The sequence below is a fragment of the Pseudomonas baetica genome, assembly GCF_002813455.1.
GTDB lineage: Bacteria > Pseudomonadota > Gammaproteobacteria > Pseudomonadales > Pseudomonadaceae > Aquipseudomonas > Aquipseudomonas baetica.
The window spans coordinates 2,856,097-2,876,067 of record NZ_PHHE01000001.1 but is presented as its reverse complement, the minus strand read 5'-3'; the positions used below and the strand labels follow the sequence as shown (position 1 = coordinate 2,876,067).

Annotated in this window: 16 protein-coding genes; 10 read left to right on the top strand and 6 right to left on the bottom strand. The window is 60.1% G+C overall.

Annotated elements, in window-relative coordinates; genetic code table 11:
• Nucleotides 1–202: 202 nt before the first annotated feature.
• The 5 genes from rarD to ATI02_RS12980 all read right to left on the bottom strand — a co-directional run bounded on the left by rarD (nucleotide 203) and on the right by ATI02_RS12980 (nucleotide 6,140).
• Nucleotides 203–1,090 carry an EamA family transporter RarD gene (rarD, locus tag ATI02_RS13005; RefSeq protein ID WP_095189544.1) on the bottom strand — a complete coding sequence of 296 codons (888 nt, stop codon included), beginning with the start codon at nucleotides 1,088–1,090 and terminating at the stop codon, nucleotides 203–205.
• Nucleotides 1,091–1,286: 196 nt separating this feature from the next.
• Nucleotides 1,287–2,261, bottom strand: a complete 975-nt coding sequence (locus ATI02_RS12995) for an SrkA family protein kinase (RefSeq protein WP_100846474.1) — start codon at nucleotides 2,259–2,261, stop codon at nucleotides 1,287–1,289.
• Between the two features lie 209 nt (nucleotides 2,262–2,470).
• Nucleotides 2,471–4,372 (bottom strand): PhoX family protein, encoded by a 1,902-nt coding sequence (locus ATI02_RS12990; protein WP_100846473.1) that lies wholly within the window; start codon nucleotides 4,370–4,372, stop codon nucleotides 2,471–2,473.
• A 70-nt stretch (nucleotides 4,373–4,442) separates the two neighbouring features.
• Entirely contained in the window at nucleotides 4,443–5,207 is a 765-nt protein-coding gene (locus tag ATI02_RS12985) for a molybdenum-dependent transcriptional regulator ModE (RefSeq protein ID WP_100846472.1), read from the bottom strand.
• 192 nt (nucleotides 5,208–5,399) lie between these two features.
• Entirely contained in the window at nucleotides 5,400–6,140 is a 741-nt protein-coding gene (locus tag ATI02_RS12980) for a ComFC family protein (RefSeq protein WP_095189540.1), read from the bottom strand.
• 90 nt (nucleotides 6,141–6,230) lie between these two features.
• On the opposite strand from ATI02_RS12980, the gene bioB reads away from it, so the two are divergent.
• From bioB to ATI02_RS12930, 10 genes are all read left to right on the top strand, one after another.
• On the top strand, nucleotides 6,231–7,286 hold the full coding sequence (gene bioB / locus ATI02_RS12975; protein WP_064388191.1) for a biotin synthase BioB: 1,056 nt from the start codon (nucleotides 6,231–6,233) through the stop codon (nucleotides 7,284–7,286).
• 148 nt (nucleotides 7,287–7,434) lie between these two features.
• The gene (bioF, locus tag ATI02_RS12970; protein ID WP_100848460.1) at nucleotides 7,435–8,613 is read left to right on the top strand and encodes an 8-amino-7-oxononanoate synthase; all 1,179 of its coding nucleotides are present in this window, start codon (nucleotides 7,435–7,437) and stop codon (nucleotides 8,611–8,613) included.
• Nucleotides 8,606–9,337 (top strand): alpha/beta fold hydrolase, encoded by a 732-nt coding sequence (locus ATI02_RS12965; RefSeq protein WP_100846471.1) that lies wholly within the window; start codon nucleotides 8,606–8,608, stop codon nucleotides 9,335–9,337. Before bioF ends, ATI02_RS12965 begins: the two co-directional genes overlap by 8 nt.
• Nucleotides 9,330–10,139 (top strand): malonyl-ACP O-methyltransferase BioC, encoded by an 810-nt coding sequence (gene bioC, locus ATI02_RS12960; protein ID WP_100846470.1) that lies wholly within the window; start codon nucleotides 9,330–9,332, stop codon nucleotides 10,137–10,139. The genes ATI02_RS12965 and bioC overlap by 8 nt, the downstream gene beginning before the upstream one ends.
• Nucleotides 10,136–10,816, top strand: coding sequence for a dethiobiotin synthase (gene bioD, locus ATI02_RS12955; RefSeq protein WP_100846469.1), 681 nt, complete (start codon nucleotides 10,136–10,138; stop codon nucleotides 10,814–10,816). The genes bioC and bioD overlap by 4 nt, the downstream gene beginning before the upstream one ends.
• Before the next feature lie 108 nt (nucleotides 10,817–10,924).
• Nucleotides 10,925–11,221 (top strand): pyrroloquinoline quinone biosynthesis protein PqqE, encoded by a 297-nt coding sequence (locus tag ATI02_RS12950; RefSeq protein WP_095189536.1) that lies wholly within the window; start codon nucleotides 10,925–10,927, stop codon nucleotides 11,219–11,221.
• 275 nt (nucleotides 11,222–11,496) lie between these two features.
• Nucleotides 11,497–13,302, top strand: a complete 1,806-nt coding sequence (locus ATI02_RS12945) for a phenylacyl-CoA dehydrogenase (RefSeq protein WP_095189535.1) — start codon at nucleotides 11,497–11,499, stop codon at nucleotides 13,300–13,302.
• Between the two features lie 223 nt (nucleotides 13,303–13,525).
• On the top strand, nucleotides 13,526–14,815 hold the full coding sequence (locus ATI02_RS12940) for a GGDEF domain-containing protein (protein ID WP_095189563.1): 1,290 nt from the start codon (nucleotides 13,526–13,528) through the stop codon (nucleotides 14,813–14,815).
• A 90-nt stretch (nucleotides 14,816–14,905) separates the two neighbouring features.
• A complete protein-coding gene (locus tag ATI02_RS12935) occupies nucleotides 14,906–16,702 on the top strand; it encodes an acyl-CoA dehydrogenase C-terminal domain-containing protein (protein ID WP_100846468.1) in 1,797 nt (598 codons plus the stop codon).
• A 225-nt stretch (nucleotides 16,703–16,927) separates the two neighbouring features.
• Nucleotides 16,928–18,706 (top strand): acyl-CoA dehydrogenase C-terminal domain-containing protein, encoded by a 1,779-nt coding sequence (locus ATI02_RS12930; protein WP_095189533.1) that lies wholly within the window; start codon nucleotides 16,928–16,930, stop codon nucleotides 18,704–18,706.
• Nucleotides 18,707–18,933: 227 nt separating this feature from the next.
• On the opposite strand, the gene ATI02_RS12925 is transcribed toward ATI02_RS12930, so the two are convergent.
• Entirely contained in the window at nucleotides 18,934–19,863 is a 930-nt protein-coding gene (locus ATI02_RS12925) for a LysR family transcriptional regulator (RefSeq protein ID WP_095189532.1), read from the bottom strand.
• Nucleotides 19,864–19,971 lie beyond the last annotated feature (108 nt).

The window sequence follows — 19,971 nt, the reverse complement described above, 5'->3', positions numbered from 1 at the left end:
TTAAACGTGCACCTGCCTGTGGATAACCTGTAGAGACTGCCTGCAACGCCACGTCCGCCGTGGCTTTGCCGGAACTGATCAAAAAATCGACAGTATTCAACACGTTGCGCACAAACGGCGGGGATCACGTTGTGGATAACCTTGGGAAGGAACGATGCAGGCCACGAGCACCGTGGCCTGCGAGGGGTTGTGCGTTTTTTGATCAGGTGCGGCGACGCAAACTTATCCAAGCATCGACGCTGTAAACGGCCAGACCGGCCCAGATAAACATGAACGCCATCAGCGTGCTCGACGACAAGTGCTCGCCGAACAGCAGCACCGCTTGCAACAACACCAATGTCGGCGCGATGTATTGCAGGAAGCCAATGGTGGTGTAGGGCAGGTGCCGGGTGGCGGCGTTGAAGCACACCAATGGGATCAACGTCACCGGACCAGCCGCCACCAGCCACCAGGCTTGCGACGTTGTCCAGAACTCGGGTTGCGCGCTGGTTGCGGTCTGATTGAACAGCAGCCAGGCGATGGCGATGGGTACCAGCATCCAGGTTTCCACCACCAGCCCCGGCAACGCCTTGACCGGCGCCTGCTTGCGGATCAAGCCATAGAAACCGAAGGTCAGCGCCAGCACCAGCGACACCCACGGCAAACTGCCGACCTGCCACACCTGCTGCGCCACACCAACTGCCGCCAGACCCACCGCAAGCCACTGCATACGACGCAGGCGCTCGCCAAGAATCAGCATCCCCAGCAGCACGTTCACCAGCGGGTTGATGTAGTAACCGAGGCTGGCTTCGAGCATGCGCCCGTTGTTCACCGACCAGACGTAAGTCAGCCAGTTGGCCGCGATCAGCGTGCCGCTCAACGCCAGAATCGCCAGGCGCTTGGGGTTATCCAGCAATTCGCGTAACCAGCCCGGGTGTTTCCACACCATCAGCAGCAGGGCGCCGAACAGCGCCGACCACAGCACCCGATGGATGATGATCTCGACCGCCGGCACTTCGGCGATGGCTTTGAAGTAGATCGGGAACAGGCCCCAGATGATGTAGGCACTCAGGCCCAGAATGTACCCGCGACGCGGGTTGGCGGCTTGCATGCAGAATCCTTGCTTAGGCAGCTAATCAAAGGAAGGGATTGTAAGGAGATTTGTCGGTCAATGAGTTCTGAAATTGTGAGCACAGAACAAATTGTGGGAGGGGGCTTGCTCCCGAAGGCGGTGTGTCAGCAAACATTAATGTTGAATGTCAGACCGTCTTCGGGAGCAAGCCCCCTCCCACAGTGTTTGTGGTGAATCAGAAGAGTTTCAGCGGTTCTTCATTGAGTGCCGAAAGCTGCTCACGCAACGCCAGCACCTGATCGCCCCAATAGCGCTCCGTGCCGAACCACGGAAAGCTGTGCGGGAACGCCGGATCATCCCAGCGCCGTGCCAGCCAGGCGCTGTAGTGCATCAGCCGCAGGGCGCGCAGGGGTTCGATCAGCGCCAGTTCGCGCGGATCAAAATCGTGGAACTCGTTGTAGCCGTCCATCAGTTCCGACAACTGCCCCATGCATTCCTGCCGGTCACCGGCGAGCATCATCCAGATGTCCTGCACCGCCGGGCCCATGCGGCAGTCGTCGAGGTCGACGATGTGGAACATCTCGTCGCGGCACATCATATTGCCGGGGTGGCAGTCGCCGTGCATACGGATGTTCTGGTGCGGCGTGGCGGCGTAAACGTCTTCCACGCGCTTGAGCAGATCGCGGGCAACGGACTCGTAGGCGGGAAGCAGGCTTTTCGGAATGAAATTGCCTTCGAGCAGGGTGGCCAGCGAGGCATGGCCGAAGTTCTGCACGCCCAGCGCTTCGCGGTGTTCGAAAGGCTTGGTCGCGCCGACCGCATGAATGCGCCCCAGCAACTGGCCGAGTCGATAGAGCTGATCAAGATTGCCCGGCTCCGGCGCGCGGCCGCCACGACGGGGAAACAGGGTGAAGCGGAAACCGGCGTGTTCGTGCAGGGTTTCGCCGTTGTGGATCAGCGGCGCCACTACCGGGATCTCGACGTCGGCCAGTTCGAAGGTGAACTTGTGTTCTTCGAGGATGGCTTCGTTGGTCCAGCGCTGCGGACGGTAGAACTTGGCGATCAGCGGTTCGGAGTCTTCGATACCGACCTGATAGACGCGGTTTTCGTAGCTGTTGAGCGCCAGAATGCGCGCATCGCTGAGAAACCCGATGCTTTCAACGGCATCAAGAACGAGGTCGGGTGTGAGGGTTTCAAACGGGTGGGCCATGCTGACTCCTGCGCGCAGCAGGCTGCCGCGTCCGGCCCAGCATGGTAGCGCAGACTGTGGGGGTTGAGGGTTTTGCCTTGAGTGGTGGGCTGCCTGTAAGGGCCCCTTCGGGAGCAAGCCCCCTCCCACAGTGGATTTTCTGTGTACCTGCAATCTTCAATGCGGCACAGATCCAATGTGGGAGCGGGCTTGCTCGCGAAAGCGATTTATCAGGCGCCGACTATTCCGCCATCCTCACGGGTAATCGCCATCACCGAAGAGCGCGGCTTGCCATTCGGCAGATGCTCGGGGAAGGTCGAACCGCCGTTCTCACCCGGATGCTGAATCCCGACAAACAAGGTCTTCTGATCCGGCGAGAAGCTGATCCCGGTCACTTCACAACCAATCGGCCCGACCATGAACCGGCGAATCTCCCCGGTCTTTGGATCGGCGCAAAGCATCTGGTTGTTACCCATCCCGGCAAAATCCCCGGCATTGCTTGAATCGCCGTCAGTGAGAATCCACAGGCGACCGGCCTTGTCGAAACCCAGGCCATCGGGGCTGTTGAACATGTTCTGCGGGGTGATATTCGACGAACCAGCTTTCGGCGTGCCGGCATGCACGCCGGGGTTGCCGGCGACCACGAACAAGTCCCATGAGAAGGTCTTCGACGCATGATCGTCGCGGTCAGTGCGCCAGCGCAGAATTTGCCCGTAGACGTTCTTCGCGCGCGGGTTCGGCCCGCCCACCGGTTGGCCGTCCTCGCCACGTTTGGCGTTGTTGGTCAGGGTGCAATAAACCTGGCCGTCCTTCGGGCTGACCACGATCCACTCCGGGCGGTCCATGCGCGTGGCGCCCACCACACTGGCGGCGAGGCGCGCGTGGATCAGCACTTCGGCCTGATCGGCAAAGCCGCTGCTGGCGTCAATGCCGTTTTTGCCGTGGGTCAGTTCGATCCACTGGCCCTGGCCTTTCGGGTGATCGGGGTTGCTGTCGCCGTTATCGAACTTCGCCACGTACAGCGTGCCGTGATCGAGGATGTCGCGGTTGGCTTTGGCATTGCGGTGGTTGATGCGGTCGCGGCTGACGAATTTGTAGATGAACTCGCCACGCTCATCGTCGCCCATGTACACCACGGCGCGGCCATCGTCGGTTTCGGCCAGGGCGGCGTTTTCATGTTTGAAGCGGCCCAGCGCGGTGCGTTTGACCGGGGTCGATTGCGGATCGAACGGGTCGATCTCGACCACCCAGCCGTGACGGTTGAGTTCGTTGGGGTTCTTCGCCATGTCGAAGCGCGGGTCAAACGGGTGCCAGTTGATCTCGCGGCTGGCGGCCGAGACGCCGTAGCGTTTCTGCGCCGGGTCGAACTGCTGCTGGGCGTTGCTGCTGCCGAAGCAGTCGGTGAAGTTCTCTTCACAGGTCAGATAGGTGCCCCACGGGGTTTTGCCGTTGGCGCAGTTCTGGAAGGTGCCGAGGACTTTCTTGCCGTGTTTGTCGGCGCTGGTTTTCATCAAGTCATGGCCAGCGGCCGGGCCACCGATGCGCAGCGGCGAGTTGCCGTGGATGCGGCGGTTGTAGCGCGAGCCCTGGACGAACTGCCATTGACCGTTTCTGCGCTGCACTTCAATCACCGATACGCCTTCGCAGGCCAACGCCTTGCGCACGTCTTCGGCCGATTGCGGCATGCCGCCGTGCGGGTAGAGGTAGCGGTAGTTGGTGTATTCGTTGTTGATGGCCATCAACGCGCGGTTTCTGTCATCGGGGAATTCAAACAGGCTCATGCCGTCGTTGTTGTCACCGAACTGCACTTCCTGTGCGGCAGCGGTGCCATTGCCGCTTGGATCGAAGGCCGGGCCGTTCTTTTGCAGCGGCTGGCCCCAACTGATCAGCACCGAGGATTTGTAGCCCTTGGGCAGGCTGATGACGTCGGTGGTCGCCGCCGCAATGCTCTCGAAGCCGAGCAAACGGCTGTTGCCGGCGCTGACACCGGCAGCCAGTGCGCTGCGGGTCAGCAGGTTGCCACCGAGAAACATCGCCGCGCCGCACAGCGCGCCGGCGCTGATGAAACCGCGACGGCTGAGGCCGACGATTTTTTCCAGATCAGTGGATTGGTTTTCTTCTAATAGGCTCACATCAGGCTCCCTGCTAGGTTTTGGCAGCTACCTTAATGTTCGTCGATGACGCTTTCGTTGCAGGCCTTGATTAAAGCGGTGTGCCGAGCAGCACGTTGGACGGCGAAAACTGCACCTGAACCGGTTGTTCAACGGTCAGCCCGCGAGTGCGCAGATCCAACGCTTCGGCCAGCGCGCAGAGGGTGTGGCCGTTGGCCAGGGAAATACGCACTTCGCTGGGGCCGTCTTCGGCGTCGAGAATCGCTTCGATGGTGCCTTTGAGAAGATTGTGTCCGCACGTTGCCGGTTGATCGCTGGCGAGCAATTCGAGCCAGCCGGCCTTGATCAGCGCCACCACGTCGGTGCCGGTTTGCAGTTCCAGATGCACGGTGCTGTCGTGGGTGATCTGCGCGTCGAGGCACAGACCTTCGGCCAGCTCCAGACGGATCAGATCATTACGGCCCTGGCTTTCGATCGCCACGACTTTGCCGTGCAACTGGTTGCGCGCGCTGGTGCGCAGCATCAAACGGCCGAGCAGATCGAGGTCACTGGCATCTTCAGCCGCTTCCAGTACTTGGGCCTGCAAGGCCTGCAGCTTTTGATAGAGGCGCAACACCCGTTCGCCTTCGCTGGACAGTCTGGCGCCACCGCCGCCCTTGCCGCCGACCGCACGTTCGACCAGCGGTTTCTGCGCCAGGTTGTTCAACTCATCGATAGCGTCCCACGCCGCTTTGTAGCTCAGCCCTGCGCTTTTCGCGGCGCGGGTGATCGAGCCCTGTTCGGCGATGTGTTGCAGCAGGGCAATGCGCTGCGGACGACGGACGATGTGCTGGGACAAAAGGGTGGGCAGGGACATGAATGGGCGCTTTTTTGCTGTGGCGGTGGACAGTGAAATTGGTCGCTTGCGGCGCCGGAGTCAAGCCATACGCCGTCCCCCTGTGGGAGCAAGCCTGCTCGCGAAAACGGAGTGTCAGTCAACATCAATGGTGAATGTGCTGACCTCTTCGCGAGCAGGCTCGCTCCCACAGGGTGTTGCAGTGTTCTTAAGTCAGGAGGCATCACCCGGTTTTGGAGTGCGTGCCAGGCAATACACGTCGACCCTTGCCGCGCCCGCATCCATCAGAATTCGTGCGAGAGCCTGGGCGGTCGCTCCAGTGGTCAGCACATCATCAACCAACGCCAAGTGCCGACCTTTTACGTCTGCGTCGGGCGACAGGTCGAAGGCACTGCGCAGATTTTTCTTACGCGCCTTGGCATCGAGTTCCTGCTGGGCGTTGGTGTCTTTGATTCGTTGCAATACGTTTTCCTCGCACGGCAGATCCAGTTGCCTGCTCAACCAGCGCGCGAGCATCGCCGCCTGATTGAAGCCGCGTTGACGCAGACGTCTGCTGGCGAGCGGCACCGGCAACAACGCATCCGGTCGCGGCAAGTCTTCGTCGAAGCGATGTAGCAGGTATTGTCCGAGAACGTCGGCGAGCAGGTGGCCAAACGGCCATTTCGCGTTGTGTTTAAAGCGTGTAATCAGGCTGTCCACCGGGAAGCCGTAGAGCCAAGGTGCGGCGACCTGTTCGAACGCTGGCGGCTCTAGCAGGCACTCGCTACAAGTCAGTCCCGCTGCGGCAAGTGGCAGGGCGCAGGTCTGACAGTGTTCGCCAAGCCAGGGCAGTTCGGTTTCGCAGGGGACACAGATTGGCAGTTCTGCGTCTGCCGGCTCATCGCACAGCAAACAGGTCTGTACGTTTTTTAAACAGATGTAAACCTGCCATTCGTATCGTGGTTGACAGCGCATGACTCTTCCTTAAATATGCCGAACATCCGTGTGGCGCCTGTGGATATTCCGTTTCCCCGGCGCCAGCCAAGCATAACCAAGGAACTACCCATGAGCGCGAGCACCACCGCCACCCTGCGTCACGACTGGTCATTGGCCGAAGTCAAAGCACTCTTCGTACAGCCATTCAACGACTTGCTGTTCCAGGCGCAAACGGTGCATCGCGCACATTTCAACGCCAACCGCGTTCAGGTTTCCACACTGCTGTCGATCAAGACCGGCGCCTGCCCGGAAGACTGCAAGTACTGCCCGCAGTCCGGTCACTACAACACCGGCCTGGAAAAAGAAAAGCTGATGGAAGTGCAGAAAGTCCTCGAAGAGGCTGCCCGCGCCAAAGCCATCGGCTCGACGCGTTTCTGCATGGGGGCGGCGTGGAAGCATCCGTCGGCCAAAGACATGCCGTACGTGCTGAAGATGGTCGAAGGTGTGAAAGCCATGGGCCTGGAAACCTGCATGACCCTCGGTCGTCTCGATCAGGACCAGACCGAAGCGTTGGCCAAGGCCGGCCTCGATTACTACAACCACAACCTCGACACCTCGCCTGAGTTCTACGGCAGCATCATCACCACCCGCACTTACAGCGAGCGTCTGCAAACCCTGGCCTACGTACGTGAATCGGGGATGAAGATCTGCTCCGGCGGCATCCTGGGCATGGGCGAGTCGCTGGATGACCGCGCCAATCTGCTGATTCAACTGGCCAACCTGCCGGAGCATCCGGAGTCGGTGCCGATCAACATGCTGGTGAAAGTCGCTGGCACGCCGCTGGAAAACGCCGAAGACATCGACCCGTTCGACTTCATCCGCATGCTCGCCGTGGCGCGCATTCTGATGCCGCAATCCCATGTGCGCCTGTCCGCCGGCCGCGAAGCGATGAACGAGCAGATGCAGGCCCTGGCGTTCTTCGCCGGCGCCAACTCGATTTTCTACGGCGACAAGTTGCTGACCACCGCCAACCCGCAGGCGGACAAGGACATGCAGTTGTTCGCGCGTCTGGGCATCCAGCCGGAAGCGCGTGAGGAGCATGCCGACGAGGTTCACCAGGCGGCCATTGAGCAGGCGCTGGTGGAACAGAAGAGCAGCGAGCAGTTCTACAACGCTGCCGTCTAAAACCTCTGAAGGAATGCAAAACCCCTGTGGGAGCGGGCTTGCTCGCGAAAGCGTCAGTCCAGTCAACATCACCGTTGAATGTCAGACCGCCTTCGCGAGCAAGCCCGCTCCCACAGGGAATCTGTGTCACTTGAAAGTCGAGGCCTGCATGTCTTTCGATCTCGCCGCACGCCTTGCTGCCCGCCGTGCCGAAAATCTCTACCGCCAGCGACCGCTGCTCCAATCCCCGCAAGGGCCCGAAGTGGTGGTCGACGGTCAGCCGTTGCTGGCGTTCTGCAATAACGATTACCTGGGCCTGGCCAATCATCCGCAAGTCATCGAAGCCTGGCGTGCCGGTGCCGAGCGCTGGGGCGTGGGCGGTGGTGCCTCGCATCTGGTGATCGGCCACAGCGGCCCGCATCACGCCTTGGAAGAAGCGCTGGCCGATCTTACCGGCCGGCCGCGTGCGCTGTTGTTCACCACCGGCTACATGGCCAACCTCGGCGCCGTCACGGCGCTGGTCGGGCAGGGCGATACGGTGCTGGAAGACCGGCTCAATCACGCCTCGTTGCTGGATGCAGGCTTGTTGTCCGGCGCGCGTTTCAATCGTTATCTGCACAACGACGCCGTCAGTCTGGCCAAACGTCTGGAGAAAGCCACCGGCAATACGCTGGTGGTCACCGACGGCGTGTTCAGCATGGACGGCGACCTCGCCGATCTGCCCGCGCTGGCCCGGGAAGCCAGAGCCAAAGGTGCGTGGCTGATGGTCGACGATGCGCACGGTTTCGGACCGCTGGGTGCAAATGGCGCGGGCATCGTCGAACATTTCGGGCTGAGTCAGGACGATGTGCCGGTGCTGGTCGGCACACTCGGCAAAGCCTTCGGCACGGCCGGCGCGTTTGTCGCCGGCAGTGAAGAGCTGATCGAAAGCCTGATCCAGTTCGCCCGTCCGTACATCTACACCACCAGCCAGCCGCCAGCGCTGGCCTGCGCAACGCTGAAAAGTCTTGAGTTGCTGCGCAGCGAACATTGGCGTCGCGAGCATTTGCAGACGTTGATCCGCCAGTTCCGCCACGGCGTCGAACAGATCGGCCTGGAGCTGATGGACAGCTTCACGCCGATCCAGCCGATCATGATCGGCGATGCCGGTCGCGCGGTGCGTCTCTCGCAAATGTTGCGTGAGCGTGGGCTGATGGTCACCGCGATCCGTCCGCCGACCGTGCCCGCCGGCAGCGCCCGCCTGCGCGTAACCCTGACCGCCGCCCACAGCGAAGCGCAGGTGCAGCTATTGTTAGAGGGACTGGCCGATTGCTTTGCGCAACTGTCGTCGGAGCCTAGCCATGCGTGATCGCCTGATTCTGCTGCCCGGTTGGGGCCTCGGTGTTTCGCCGATGGAACCCTTGGCCGCTGCATTGCAAGGACTTGATGAGCATCTGCATGTCGAGATCGAGCCATTGCCGGAACTCGATTCCAGCGATCTGCAAGACTGGCTCGATGAGCTCGACGAGCGCATTGCTCAAGACGTGTGGCTGGGCGGCTGGTCGCTGGGCGGCATGCTCGCCTCGGAACTGGCGGCGCGCCGGGGGGAGCGCTGCTGCGGTTTGCTGACGCTGGCGAGTAATCCTTCTTTCGTAGCCCATGAGCAGTGGCCGAGCGCGATGCCCGGCGAGACTTTCGATGCGTTTCTTGCCGGTTGCCATGCCGATCCGCGACTGACCCTCAAGCGATTTTCTTTGCTGTGTGCCCAAGGCGCGCAAGACCCGCGCGGATTGTCACGGCTGTTGCTTGGCGCTGCTCCCAGTGCTGCGCCGGCAACGTTGATGGCCGGGCTGGAATTGCTCGCGCAACTGGACACGCGCGAAGCCTTGCAGGCGTTTCGCGGCCCGCAGTTGCATCTGTTCGCCGGCCAGGATGGATTGGTGCCCGCCGAGGCGGCCGGCGAATTGTTTGCCCTCTTGCCGGATATCGAAATTGGTCTGATCGAACAGGCCAGTCATGCGTTTCTGCTGGAAGATCCCCACGGACTGGCGGGTGCGATCCAGGCTTTTTTACATGAGTGCGGTGATGACTGATTTGTCTCTAGTGCTGCCTGGCGGCTTGCCTGACAAGCGTCAGGTCGCGGCGTCTTTTTCTCGCGCGGCGGCCAGCTACGACAGTGTCGCCGAGTTGCAACGTGATGTCGGTACACAGTTGCTGCAGCGCATGCCGACGGATTTTGTGCCGTCGCGCTGGCTGGATCTGGGGTGTGGCACCGGCTATTTCACCCGCGTGTTGGCTTCGCAATTTGCCCAGGGGCAGGGGCTGGCGCTGGATATCGCCGAGGGCGTGCTCGATCACGCGCGTCCGTTGGGCGGCGCCGAACACTTCATCGCCGGTGATGCGGAGCGTCTGCCGCTGCAGGATTCGACCTGCGATCTGATCTTCTCCAGCCTCGCGGTGCAGTGGTGTGCGAATTTTGATGCGGTGCTCAGTGAAGCCTTTCGCGTGCTGAAACCGGGTGGAGTTTTCGCGTTTGCTAGTCTTTGTGTCGGGACGTTGTACGAGTTGCGTGATAGCTGGCGCCAGGTCGATGGCCTGGTGCACGTCAACCGCTTCCGCGAGTTCGGCCGATATGAGCAGTTGTGCGCGGCCAGTGGTTTGCGCGCCGTGAAGCTTGAGAGGCAGGCGCATGTGCTGCATTACCCGGATGTGCGCAGTCTGACCCATGAATTGAAGGCGTTGGGTGCGCACAATCTGAACCCCGGGCGGCCGGGTGGGTTGACCGGACGGGCGCGGATTCTGGGGCTGGTCGAGGCTTATGAGCAATTCCGTCAGGCACAGGGACTGCCGGCGACTTATCAAGTGGTTTACGCCGTGTTGGAGAAACCCGTATGAGCGCAGCCTATTTCATCACTGGAACGGACACCGACGTCGGCAAGACCACCGTTGCCGCAGGACTGCTGTACGCAGCGCGTTCGGCGGGGCTGAGCACGGCGGCGGGTAAACCGGTCGCTTCCGGGTGCGAGGTGACGGCCAAGGGTTTGCGCAATGCCGATGCGCTGGCGCTGCTGGCCGAGTGTTCGTTGCCGCTGAGTTATCAACAGGTCAATCCGCTGGCTTTCGAACCGGCGATTGCCCCGCATCTGGCGGCTCGCGAGGCCGGTGTCGCGCTGACGGTGCAATCGTTGCTGGCGCCGATGCGCGAAATTTTGGCGATGAATGCCGATTTCACTTTGATCGAAGGCGCGGGGGGCTGGCGGGTGCCGTTGGCGGATCAGGACAATCTGTCGGATTTGGCTATCGCGCTGAAGCTACCGGTGATTCTGGTGGTGGGGGTGCGATTGGGGTGCATCAGTCATGCGTTGCTGACGGCTGAGGCGATTGCGCGCGATGGCCTGCAATTGGCGGGTTGGGTGGCCAATATCATCGATCCGAAGACTTCGCGGCTGGAGGAAAATCTGGCAACACTGGCCGAACGTATTCCCGCACCGTGCCTGGGGCGAGTGCCGAAACTGAAGGCTTTGAGTGCTGAGGCGGTGGCAGAGCATTTGCAACTGGATTTGCTCGACTAAGGTTTTGCCTATGAGCAGGCACTGTGCCATTAGTGTTTTTGACGGGTGTTTTTCTGGCGCCTCTGCTTCAATGGCAGTCATTGATCCTTCCCAAGGATGAGAACCGTTATGGAAATCTCCGGTAACACAGCTTTTTACGCAGGTCTGAGCTCGATTCAGAGCGGGCAGAACCGCATCGATCAGGCTGCCAGCCAAATCGCCAACAATACTATCGAACGTTCGGTGACCAGCCAGTCGTCTGAAGTGCAGATTGATCGTCTGCGTGGTGTTGATCGTGCCCAGCAATCAGATCTGGCCAGCAATATGGTCGAGATGTCTCAGGGCAAGATCCAGGCGGAGCTGGGCGTGAAGGTCGCCAAGGCTTCCGATGAAGTGCTCGGTACGATCATCGATACGTTCGCCTGACTTTTCTGTCGTCTGCACGCTGAACGCCGCTACCTGTCGCGGCGTTTTTCGTTGTAAGTCCTTCTCCCTCAACTAATCTTTTTTCAGCGCCCGTGGCTCGTTCGAGCACATGGCGGTTTGCTGTGTCCGGCGTTTGAAAGATGCGATGACGAACGGCAAAAGATCGACGCTTGACAAGATTTCGGCGTAAACGTATGTTTCAAACAACTGTTTGACCGTCACAACAAATCAACACGGTCGTTCATTCCCGGTTACATCAGCAGAGGTTTATCGCTATGCCTGACTACAAGGCCCCCTTGCGTGATATTCGCTTCGTTCGTGACGAACTGCTCGGCTACGAAGCGCACTATCAGAGCCTTCCGGCTTGCGCAGACGCGACTCCGGACATGGTTGACGCCATTCTCGAAGAAGGCGCCAAGTTTTGTGAGCAGGTACTGGCGCCGCTGAACCGCGTGGGCGACATCGAAGGTTGTACCTGGAGCGAGTCCGGTGTGAAAACCCCGACGGGCTTCAAAGAGGCTTACAAGCAATTCGTCGAAGGCGGCTGGCCAAGCCTGGCCCATGACGTCGAGCACGGCGGTCAGGGCCTGCCTGAGTCGCTGGGTCTGGCGGTCAGTGAAATGGTTGGCGAAGCCAACTGGTCGTGGGGCATGTACCCGGGCCTGTCGCACGGCGCGATGAACACCATCTCCGAGCACGGCACCCCTGAACAGCAAGACGCCTACCTGACCAAACTGGTTTCCGGCGAATGGACCGGCACCATGTGCCTGACCGAACCGCACTGCGGCACCGACCTGGGCATGCTGCGCACCAAGGCCGAACCTCAGGCCGACGGTTCCTACAAAGTCTCCGGCACCAAGATCTTCATCTCGGCCGGTGAACACGACATGGCCGACAACATCGTCCACATCGTACTGGCCCGCCTGCCTGACGCACCGGCTGGCACCAAAGGCATCTCGCTGTTCATCGTTCCAAAGTTCATGCCGAATGCTGACGGCACCGTTGGTGCACGCAACGCTGTGACCTGCGGCTCGCTGGAACACAAGATGGGCATCCACGGCAACGCGACTTGCGTGATGAACTTTGACGGCGCGACCGGTTTCCTGATCGGTCCGGCGAACAAAGGTCTGAACTGCATGTTCACCTTTATGAACACCGCACGTCTGGGTACCGCGCTGCAAGGTCTGGCCCACGCCGAAATCGGTTTCCAGGGCGGCCTGAAATACGCTCGCGATCGTCTGCAAATGCGCTCCCTGACTGGCCCGAAAGCGCCGGACAAAGCCGCTGACCCGATCATCGTGCATCCTGATGTACGCCGCATGTTGTTGACCATGAAGGCGTTCGCCGAAGGCAACCGTGCGATGGTGTACTTCACCGCCAAACAGGTCGACATCGTCAAATACGGCGTCGATGAAGAAGAGAAGAAGAAAGCCGACGCACTGCTGGCCTTCATGACGCCGATCGCCAAGGCGTTCATGACCGAAGTCGGTTTCGAAGCCGCCAACCACGGCGTGCAGATCTACGGCGGCCACGGCTTCATCGCCGAGTGGGGCATGGAGCAGAACGTTCGCGACAGCCGCATTTCGATGCTGTACGAAGGCACCACCGGTATCCAGGCGCTCGACCTGCTGGGCCGTAAAGTGCTGATGACGCAAGGCGAGGCACTGAAAGGCTTCACCAAGATCGTCCACAAGTTCTGCCAGACCAACGAAGGCAACGAAGCCGTCCAGGAATTCGTTACTCCGCTGGCTGCACTGAACAAGGAATGGGGCGAGCTGACCATGAAGGTCGGTATGGCTGCCATGAAAGATCGCGAAGAAGTCGGCGCGGCCTCCGTGGACTACCTGATGTACTCCGGTTATGCCTGCCTGGCCTACTTCTGGGCTGACATGGCGCGTCTGGCAGCCGAGAAGCTGGCAGAAGGCACCGGCGACGCAGCGTTCTACACCGCCAAGCTGCAAACCGCGCGCTTCTACTTCCAGCGCATCCTGCCGCGTACCCGTACGCACGTGGCCACCATGTTGTCGGGTGCCAACAACCTGATGGACATGAAAGAAGAAGACTTCGCGCTGGGCTACTAAGTCATAGGGCGGTTTTCACAGCCGCTGTTCCCCTTGGGGGCAGCGGCTTTTTCATGCCTGATGAAAAATTGTTTAACCGGTGAAAATTTCCCACTAAAACGCTAAGAAAAGCGGTTTACCTGCCGTTAAAGAGGCTTCGATGTGACGCGCGTCACACCGCATGTGCTTAACTGTTCAAAATGCAGGCATAATGCCATCTTTTGCCGGGTCGGAGTTTTACCCCTTGCCGCGTTCTTCCGCTGTATGTTTCAGCCATTTCCTACCTTCACTGCTGTTGTTGCTCGCGGGGTTGGCGGCTGCGTACGTCAAAGACCTCAACGTGTTCTTCACGTCCCTGTTCAACGTGTTGCCAACGTTGGTGCTGCTGTTGGGCGGCGCTTATTGCGCGGTTTACCGACGTCAGCGTGAACTGTTTCTGATGCTCACGGTGTACATCGCCTACTTTTTGCTCGACACCCAGACCGACTATTACCGTGACAACGGCAAGGTGCGCGAAGATGCTGCGGTGGTGTTTCATCTGGTCTGCCTGTTGCTACCGTTATTGTTCGGCCTGTTCGCCGCGTGGCAGGAGCGCACCCACCTGTTTCAGGACATGGTCGCGCGGTTTGCCGTGCTGCTGGCGTTCGGCAGCGTGGCGCTCGGGCTTGAGCAAAGTTACCCGCAGGCTCTGCTGATGTGGCTCTCGGAGATCCGTTGGCCTGCGCTCCACGGCGCGTGGATGAGCCTGATCCAGTTGTCTTATCCGGTATTCATCTCGGCGTTTCTGTTGTTGGCCTGGCAATACTGGCGCAACCCGCGCCCGCTACACGCCGCGCAACTGGTCGGGTTGCTCGGGGTGTTCTGGATGCTGCCGAAAACTTTCATCCTGCCGTTCACCCTGAACATCATGTGCAGCCAGGTGATGTTGATGATTGCCGCCGCCGTTGCACACGAGGCGTATCAAATGGCCTTCCGCGACGAGCTCACCGGTCTGCCGGGACGTCGTGCACTCAATGAACGCATGCAACGCCTGGGCCGCAACTACGTGCTGGCGATGAGCGACGTCGACCACTTCAAGAAATTCAACGACACCCACGGCCATGATGTTGGTGACCAAGTGCTGCGATTAGTCGCCAGCAAACTCTCGAAAATCAGCGGTGGCGGTAGGGCGTATCGCTATGGCGGTGAGGAATTTGCCCTGGTGTTCGCAGGCAAAACCCTTGAGGAATGCATGCCGCACCTGGAAGTAATCCGCGAGTCGATTGCGTCCTACAGCATTCAGTTGCGCAATCAGGAAAACCGCCCTCAGGACGACCAGCAAGGTCGCCAGCGTCGCGCGGGCTCTGGTGCCTCCAGTGTGTCGGTGACGGTGAGTATCGGTGTCGCTGAGCGGGTCGAGCAGCGCAACCCCGAACAAGTCCTCAAGTCCGCCGACGAGGCGCTCTACAGCGCCAAGGGCGCGGGGCGTAACTGTGTGGTGGCGTTCGGACAAAATCGCCGTGGCGCTGTGCGCATGGACACCGCCGCAGGTTGAGTGATGACGGCGCATTCAGCGTCTGGACAGTGATTGTGGGGCGTGGTGGCCAGCAGTAGGTTGGGGACATCTGCTGACGGAGAAGCCACCATGCCCGACTACAAAGCTCCCCTGCGCGACATGCGCTTTCTGATCGACCACGTCTTCGACTTTCACAGCAACTACGCCGCCCTCGGCGCCCACGATGCCAGCCCTGACATGATCAACGCGATCCTCGAAGAAGGCGCGAAGTTCTGTGAGAACGTTCTGGCACCGCTCAATCGCAGCGGCGACGAAGAGGGCTGCCATTTCGACAACGGTGTGGTGACAACGCCTACAGGCTTCAAGCAAGCCTTCGCACAATACGTCGAGGGCGGCTGGCATGGTCTGGCGGCGGATCCGGCCTATGGCGGCCAGGGCCTGCCGAGTTCGTTGGGGCTGGTGATCAGCGAAATGGTCGGCTCCAGCAACACCTCCTGGGGCATGTACCCGGGCCTGACCCACGGCGCAATGTCGGCGATTCACGCCCATGGCACCGAAGATCAGAAACAGACTTATCTGAGCAAACTCACCGCCGGCCAGTGGACCGGCACCATGTGCCTGACCGAAGCTCATTGCGGTACCGATCTGGGCATCATCAAGACCCGTGCCGTGCCGCAGGCCGACGGCAGTTATGCGGTCACCGGCAGCAAGATTTTCATCTCCGCCGGCGAGCACGACATGAGCGACAACATCATTCATCTGGTGTTGGCCAAACTGCCGGACGCGCCTGCCGGAACCAAGGGCATTTCGCTGTTTATCGTGCCTAAGTTCCTCCCCGATGCAGGCGGAGAGGCGGGTGAGCGCAACGGCGTTTCCTGCGGTTCGATCGAACACAAAATGGGCATCAAGGCGTCAGCCACGTGCGTGCTGAACTTCGACGCTGCCAAAGGCTTTCTGATTGGTGAGCCGAACAAGGGCCTGAACTGCATGTTCACCATGATGAACCATGCTCGGCTCGGCACCGGCATGCAGGGTTTATGTCTGGGCGAGGCAAGCTTCCAAGGCGCGATCAAATACGCCAACGACCGCTTGCAGATGCGCTCTCTGACCGGTGCTAAAGCCCCGGACAAACCCGCCGACCCGATCATCGTTCACCCCGACGTACGGCGCATGCTGCTGACCATGAAAGCCTTCAACGAAGGCAATCGCGCGCTGACTTACTTCACCGCGCAACTGCTTGATGCTGCGCACCTGAGCAGCGAAGCCGAAGCGCGTCAGGAGGCCGAAGATCTGTTGGCGTTCCTCACGCCGATCTGCAAGGCCTTCATGACCGACACCGGGCTGGAAGTGACCAACCACGGCATGCAGGTGTTCGGTGGCCATGGGTTCATTCGTGAGTGGGGCATGGAGCAGTTGGTGCGTGACTGCCGGATTGCGCCGATCTATGAGGGTACCAACGGCATTCAGGCGCTGGATTTGCTTGGGCGCAAAGTGCTCGGCAGTCAGGGCAAGTTGCTGCGTGGCTTTACCAAAATCGTCCACAAGTTCTGCGCGGCGAATGCCGGGCATGCGCAACTGGGCAGTTTTGTTGCGCAGCTCAACGAGCTCAACCAGCAGTGGGGCGACCTGACCATGAAGGTCGGCATGGCGGCGATGAAGAATCCCGACGAAGTCGGTGCTGCGTCGGTGGATTACTTGATGTACAGCGGCTACATCATCCTCGGCTATCTGTGGTTGCGCATGGCGCTGGTGGCGCTGGGGCAACTGGATGCGGGCGAGGGTGATGGGGATTTCTGTCGGGGCAAACTGGCGACGTGCGAATTTTACTTCAAGCGGTTGTTGCCGCGGACGGCGGCGCATCGTGCGGCGATCGAGGCGGGCAGTGATTGTTTGATGAAGCTGCCGGCGGAGATGTTTGCGCTTTAAGGTAGATCAAAAGATCGTCCGATCGCGGCCCGAGCCTTCGGCAGCGCCTACACGGGATCGCGTTTACCTGTAGGTGTTGACGAAGGCTGCGATCTTTTTCTGGTGACTAAAAATAACAAATCGGTCACCGGTTGACCCTATGTGTCGCAAAAGTTGTTGGGGTACACTCGGCCCCAATGAAAACACCCTTCCACGAATACCTGTTTAGATCTTGCGAGGTTTGCCATGGCTGACTACAAAGCGCCGCTGCGCGATATGCGCTTCGTCCTCAATGAAGTGTTCGAAGTCGCCAAACTCTGGGCCGAACTGCCGGCACTGGCCGAGACCGTCGACGCCGAGACCGTTGAAGCGATTCTCGAAGAGGCTGGCAAGGTCACCAGCAAAAGCATTGCCCCGCTAAGCCGTGCCGCTGACGAAGAAGGTTGCCATTGGGCGGATGGAGCCGTCACCACGCCGGCCGGTTTCCCACAGGCTTATCAGACTTATGCCGAAGGTGGGTGGGTCGGCGTGGGCGGTGATCCGCAATACGGCGGCATGGGTATGCCCAAAGCCGTGTCGGCCCAGGTCGAAGAAATGGTCAACTCCGCCAGCCTGTCCTTCGGTCTGTACCCGATGCTGACCGCCGGCGCCTGCCTGTCGATCAATGCCCACGCCAGCGAAGAGCTGAAGGCCGCGTACCTGCCGAACATGTACGCCGGCGTCTGGGCCGGTTCCATGTGCCTGACCGAGCCGCACGCCGGCACGGATCTGGGCATCATCCGCACCAAGGCCGACCCTCAGGCCGACGGTTCGTACAAGGTCAGCGGCACCAAGATCTTTATCACCGGTGGCGAGCACGATCTCACCGAAAACATCATCCACCTGGTACTGGCCAAACTGCCGGACGCACCGGCAGGCCCGAAAGGCATTTCGCTGTTCCTGGTGCCGAAGTTCATGGTCAACGCCGACGGCAGTCTGGGCGCGCGCAACCCGGCCAACTGCGGTTCGATCGAACACAAGATGGGTATCCAGGCCTCCGCTACCTGCGTGATGAACTTCGACGAAGCCGTGGGTTATCTGGTCGGCGAGCCAAACAAAGGCCTGGCCGCGATGTTCACCATGATGAACTACGAGCGTCTGGGCGTTGGTATTCAAGGTCTGGCTACCGGCGAGCGCTCGTATCAGAATGCTGTCGAGTATGCCCGTGACCGTCTGCAAAGCCGTTCGCCGACCGGCGCGCAAAACAAGGATAAAGTCGCCGACCCGATCATCGTCCACCCGGACGTGCGTCGCATGTTGCTGACCATGAAAGCCTCGAACGAAGGTGGCCGTGCCTTCTCCACTTACGTGGCGATGCAACTCGACACTGCCAAGTTCAGCGAAGACGCGACCACCCGAAAGCGTGCTGAAGATCTGGTGGCATTGCTGACGCCGGTGGCCAAGGCATTCCTCACCGACCTGGGTCTGGAAACTACCGTTCACGGCCAGCAGATTTTCGGCGGCCACGGCTACATTCGCGAATGGGGTCAGGAGCAGTTGGTGCGTGACGTGCGCATCACCCAGATCTACGAAGGCACCAACGGCATTCAGGCGCTGGATCTGGTGGGACGCAAGATCGTCGGCAGCGGTGGCGCGTTCTACAAATTGTTCGCCGACGAGATCCGTCACTTCACCGCCACCGCCAGTGCGGATCTGGGCGAATTCACCAAACCGCTGAACGACGCCGTTGACACCCTCGACGAACTGACCTCGTGGCTGCTGGATCGGGCGAAAAACAATCCGAACGAAATCGGCGCCGCCTCGGTCGAATATTTGCAAGCGTTTGGTTACACCGCCTATGCCTACATGTGGGCACTGATGGCCAAAGCCGCGCTGGGCAAGGAATCGCAGGAAGATTTCTATGCCAGCAAGCTCGGCACTGCGCGCTTCTATTTCGCCCGCCTGCTTCCGCGTATTCACTCGTTGAGCGCGTCGGTGAAGGCCGGCAGCGAATCGCTGTTCCTGCTAGAGGCGGCGCAATTCTGATGATGTAACGTCATGTAAGCATTCGCTTACATGACGTGCTGCTGTTCTCCCATATGCGGAGATTGGATCCACGGCTAATCTATATTTCATGGACGTCGCGCAGGAAGCGCAAAGCAACAACACGGACACGTAGGATTCTGCCAGGGTGGCGGAGTGAAATGGATGTCAGGGAAACAGTCTGCAAAGCCCCGCTTCGGCGGGGTTTTCTTTTGCCTGCAGAAAAGTGCTCAAGCCAGAGGATCCAATGGTTGAGTGGTTTTCAACGGTTTGTCCTCGCGCTCAATCACTTCTTCCAGCAATGTCCGCAGCAAGGCCAGGGACGCCTGTTGACGTTGCACATCGCGGCACACCAGCCCCACTTTCAGCGGCACCCGTGGTTCGCTCAGCGGTTTCCAAAGCAGATCGTCCTCGTCGTACTCCTTTTGCGAACGCCCCGGCAGCACCGTCGCCAGTTTGGTGTGCGGCAGGCTGTCGAGAATCCCCAGCATGTTGTTCAGTTCGGCCTGCACCTGTGGGCGACGTCCGAGGCTGGTCAGTTGCGCCTGCCAGATCTGACGGATCTGAAATTCTTCTCCCAATAGCAACATCGGCAATTCGGCGGCCTGACGAATCGAGACTTTCTTGAACTCACGCAGCGGATGATCCGCCGGGATGACCAGCGTCAGCTCATCTTCGTAGAGCATCACGCCGTGCAGCCCGGGCTGGCGTGGCGGCAAGTAACTGATGCCGATGTCCAAAGAGCCATTGAGCAGGCGCCGCTCAATCTCCAGTCCCGTCAATTCATAGATCTGCACAACCAGATGCGGCTGGGCCTTGCGCACCCGCTCAAGCATTTGCGGTACGAGGCTGGTGTGCACCGTTTGCAGTACACCGATTGCCAACGTGCGCAGTGCCTGGCCCTTGAAGTTGCCCAACGCCTCCCGCGCCCGCTGCAACCCATCGAGCAATGGCAGCGCGTGGTTGTACAGGGTGTGGGCGGCGAGGGTCGGCAGAAGTCGCTTGCTGCTGCGTTCGAACAGGGTGACATCGAGGTTTTGTTCGAGCTGGCGAATCTGTTGGGAGAGAGCCGGTTGCGAGATCGACAGGCGCTCAGCCGCCCGTCCGACATGACCTTCTTCGTAGACCGCGACGAAATAACGCAGTTGTTTGAAATCCATAAGTAATGCTTATCGAAAATGCTGGGAAATCGAAATGGCCCGGAGCCGTCAGTGCGCCTAGTCTAACCGCAATCACAAGGCTTACAGGGCCAGAGAGCGCGATGACTA

Excerpts from the sequence above, each read along its gene's own strand:
- rarD (WP_095189544.1), bottom strand. The coding sequence starts at position 1,090 with ATGCAAGCCGCCAACCCGCGTCGCGGGTACATTCTGGGCCTGAGTGCC.
- ATI02_RS12930 (WP_095189533.1), top strand. The coding sequence starts at position 16,928 with ATGGCTGACTACAAAGCGCCGCTGCGCGATATGCGCTTCGTCCTCAAT.
- ATI02_RS12965 (WP_100846471.1), top strand. The coding sequence starts at position 8,606 with ATGCGTGATCGCCTGATTCTGCTGCCCGGTTGGGGCCTCGGTGTTTCG.
- ATI02_RS12945 (WP_095189535.1), top strand. The coding sequence starts at position 11,497 with ATGCCTGACTACAAGGCCCCCTTGCGTGATATTCGCTTCGTTCGTGAC.
- ATI02_RS12995 (WP_100846474.1), bottom strand. The coding sequence starts at position 2,261 with ATGGCCCACCCGTTTGAAACCCTCACACCCGACCTCGTTCTTGATGCC.
- bioD (WP_100846469.1), top strand. The coding sequence starts at position 10,136 with ATGAGCGCAGCCTATTTCATCACTGGAACGGACACCGACGTCGGCAAG.
- ATI02_RS12950 (WP_095189536.1), top strand. The coding sequence starts at position 10,925 with ATGGAAATCTCCGGTAACACAGCTTTTTACGCAGGTCTGAGCTCGATT.
- ATI02_RS12985 (WP_100846472.1), bottom strand. The coding sequence starts at position 5,207 with ATGTCCCTGCCCACCCTTTTGTCCCAGCACATCGTCCGTCGTCCGCAG.
- ATI02_RS12925 (WP_095189532.1), bottom strand. The coding sequence starts at position 19,863 with ATGGATTTCAAACAACTGCGTTATTTCGTCGCGGTCTACGAAGAAGGT.
- ATI02_RS12980 (WP_095189540.1), bottom strand. The coding sequence starts at position 6,140 with ATGCGCTGTCAACCACGATACGAATGGCAGGTTTACATCTGTTTAAAA.
- bioB (WP_064388191.1), top strand. The coding sequence starts at position 6,231 with ATGAGCGCGAGCACCACCGCCACCCTGCGTCACGACTGGTCATTGGCC.
- bioC (WP_100846470.1), top strand. The coding sequence starts at position 9,330 with ATGACTGATTTGTCTCTAGTGCTGCCTGGCGGCTTGCCTGACAAGCGT.
- bioF (WP_100848460.1), top strand. The coding sequence starts at position 7,435 with ATGTCTTTCGATCTCGCCGCACGCCTTGCTGCCCGCCGTGCCGAAAAT.
- ATI02_RS12935 (WP_100846468.1), top strand. The coding sequence starts at position 14,906 with ATGCCCGACTACAAAGCTCCCCTGCGCGACATGCGCTTTCTGATCGAC.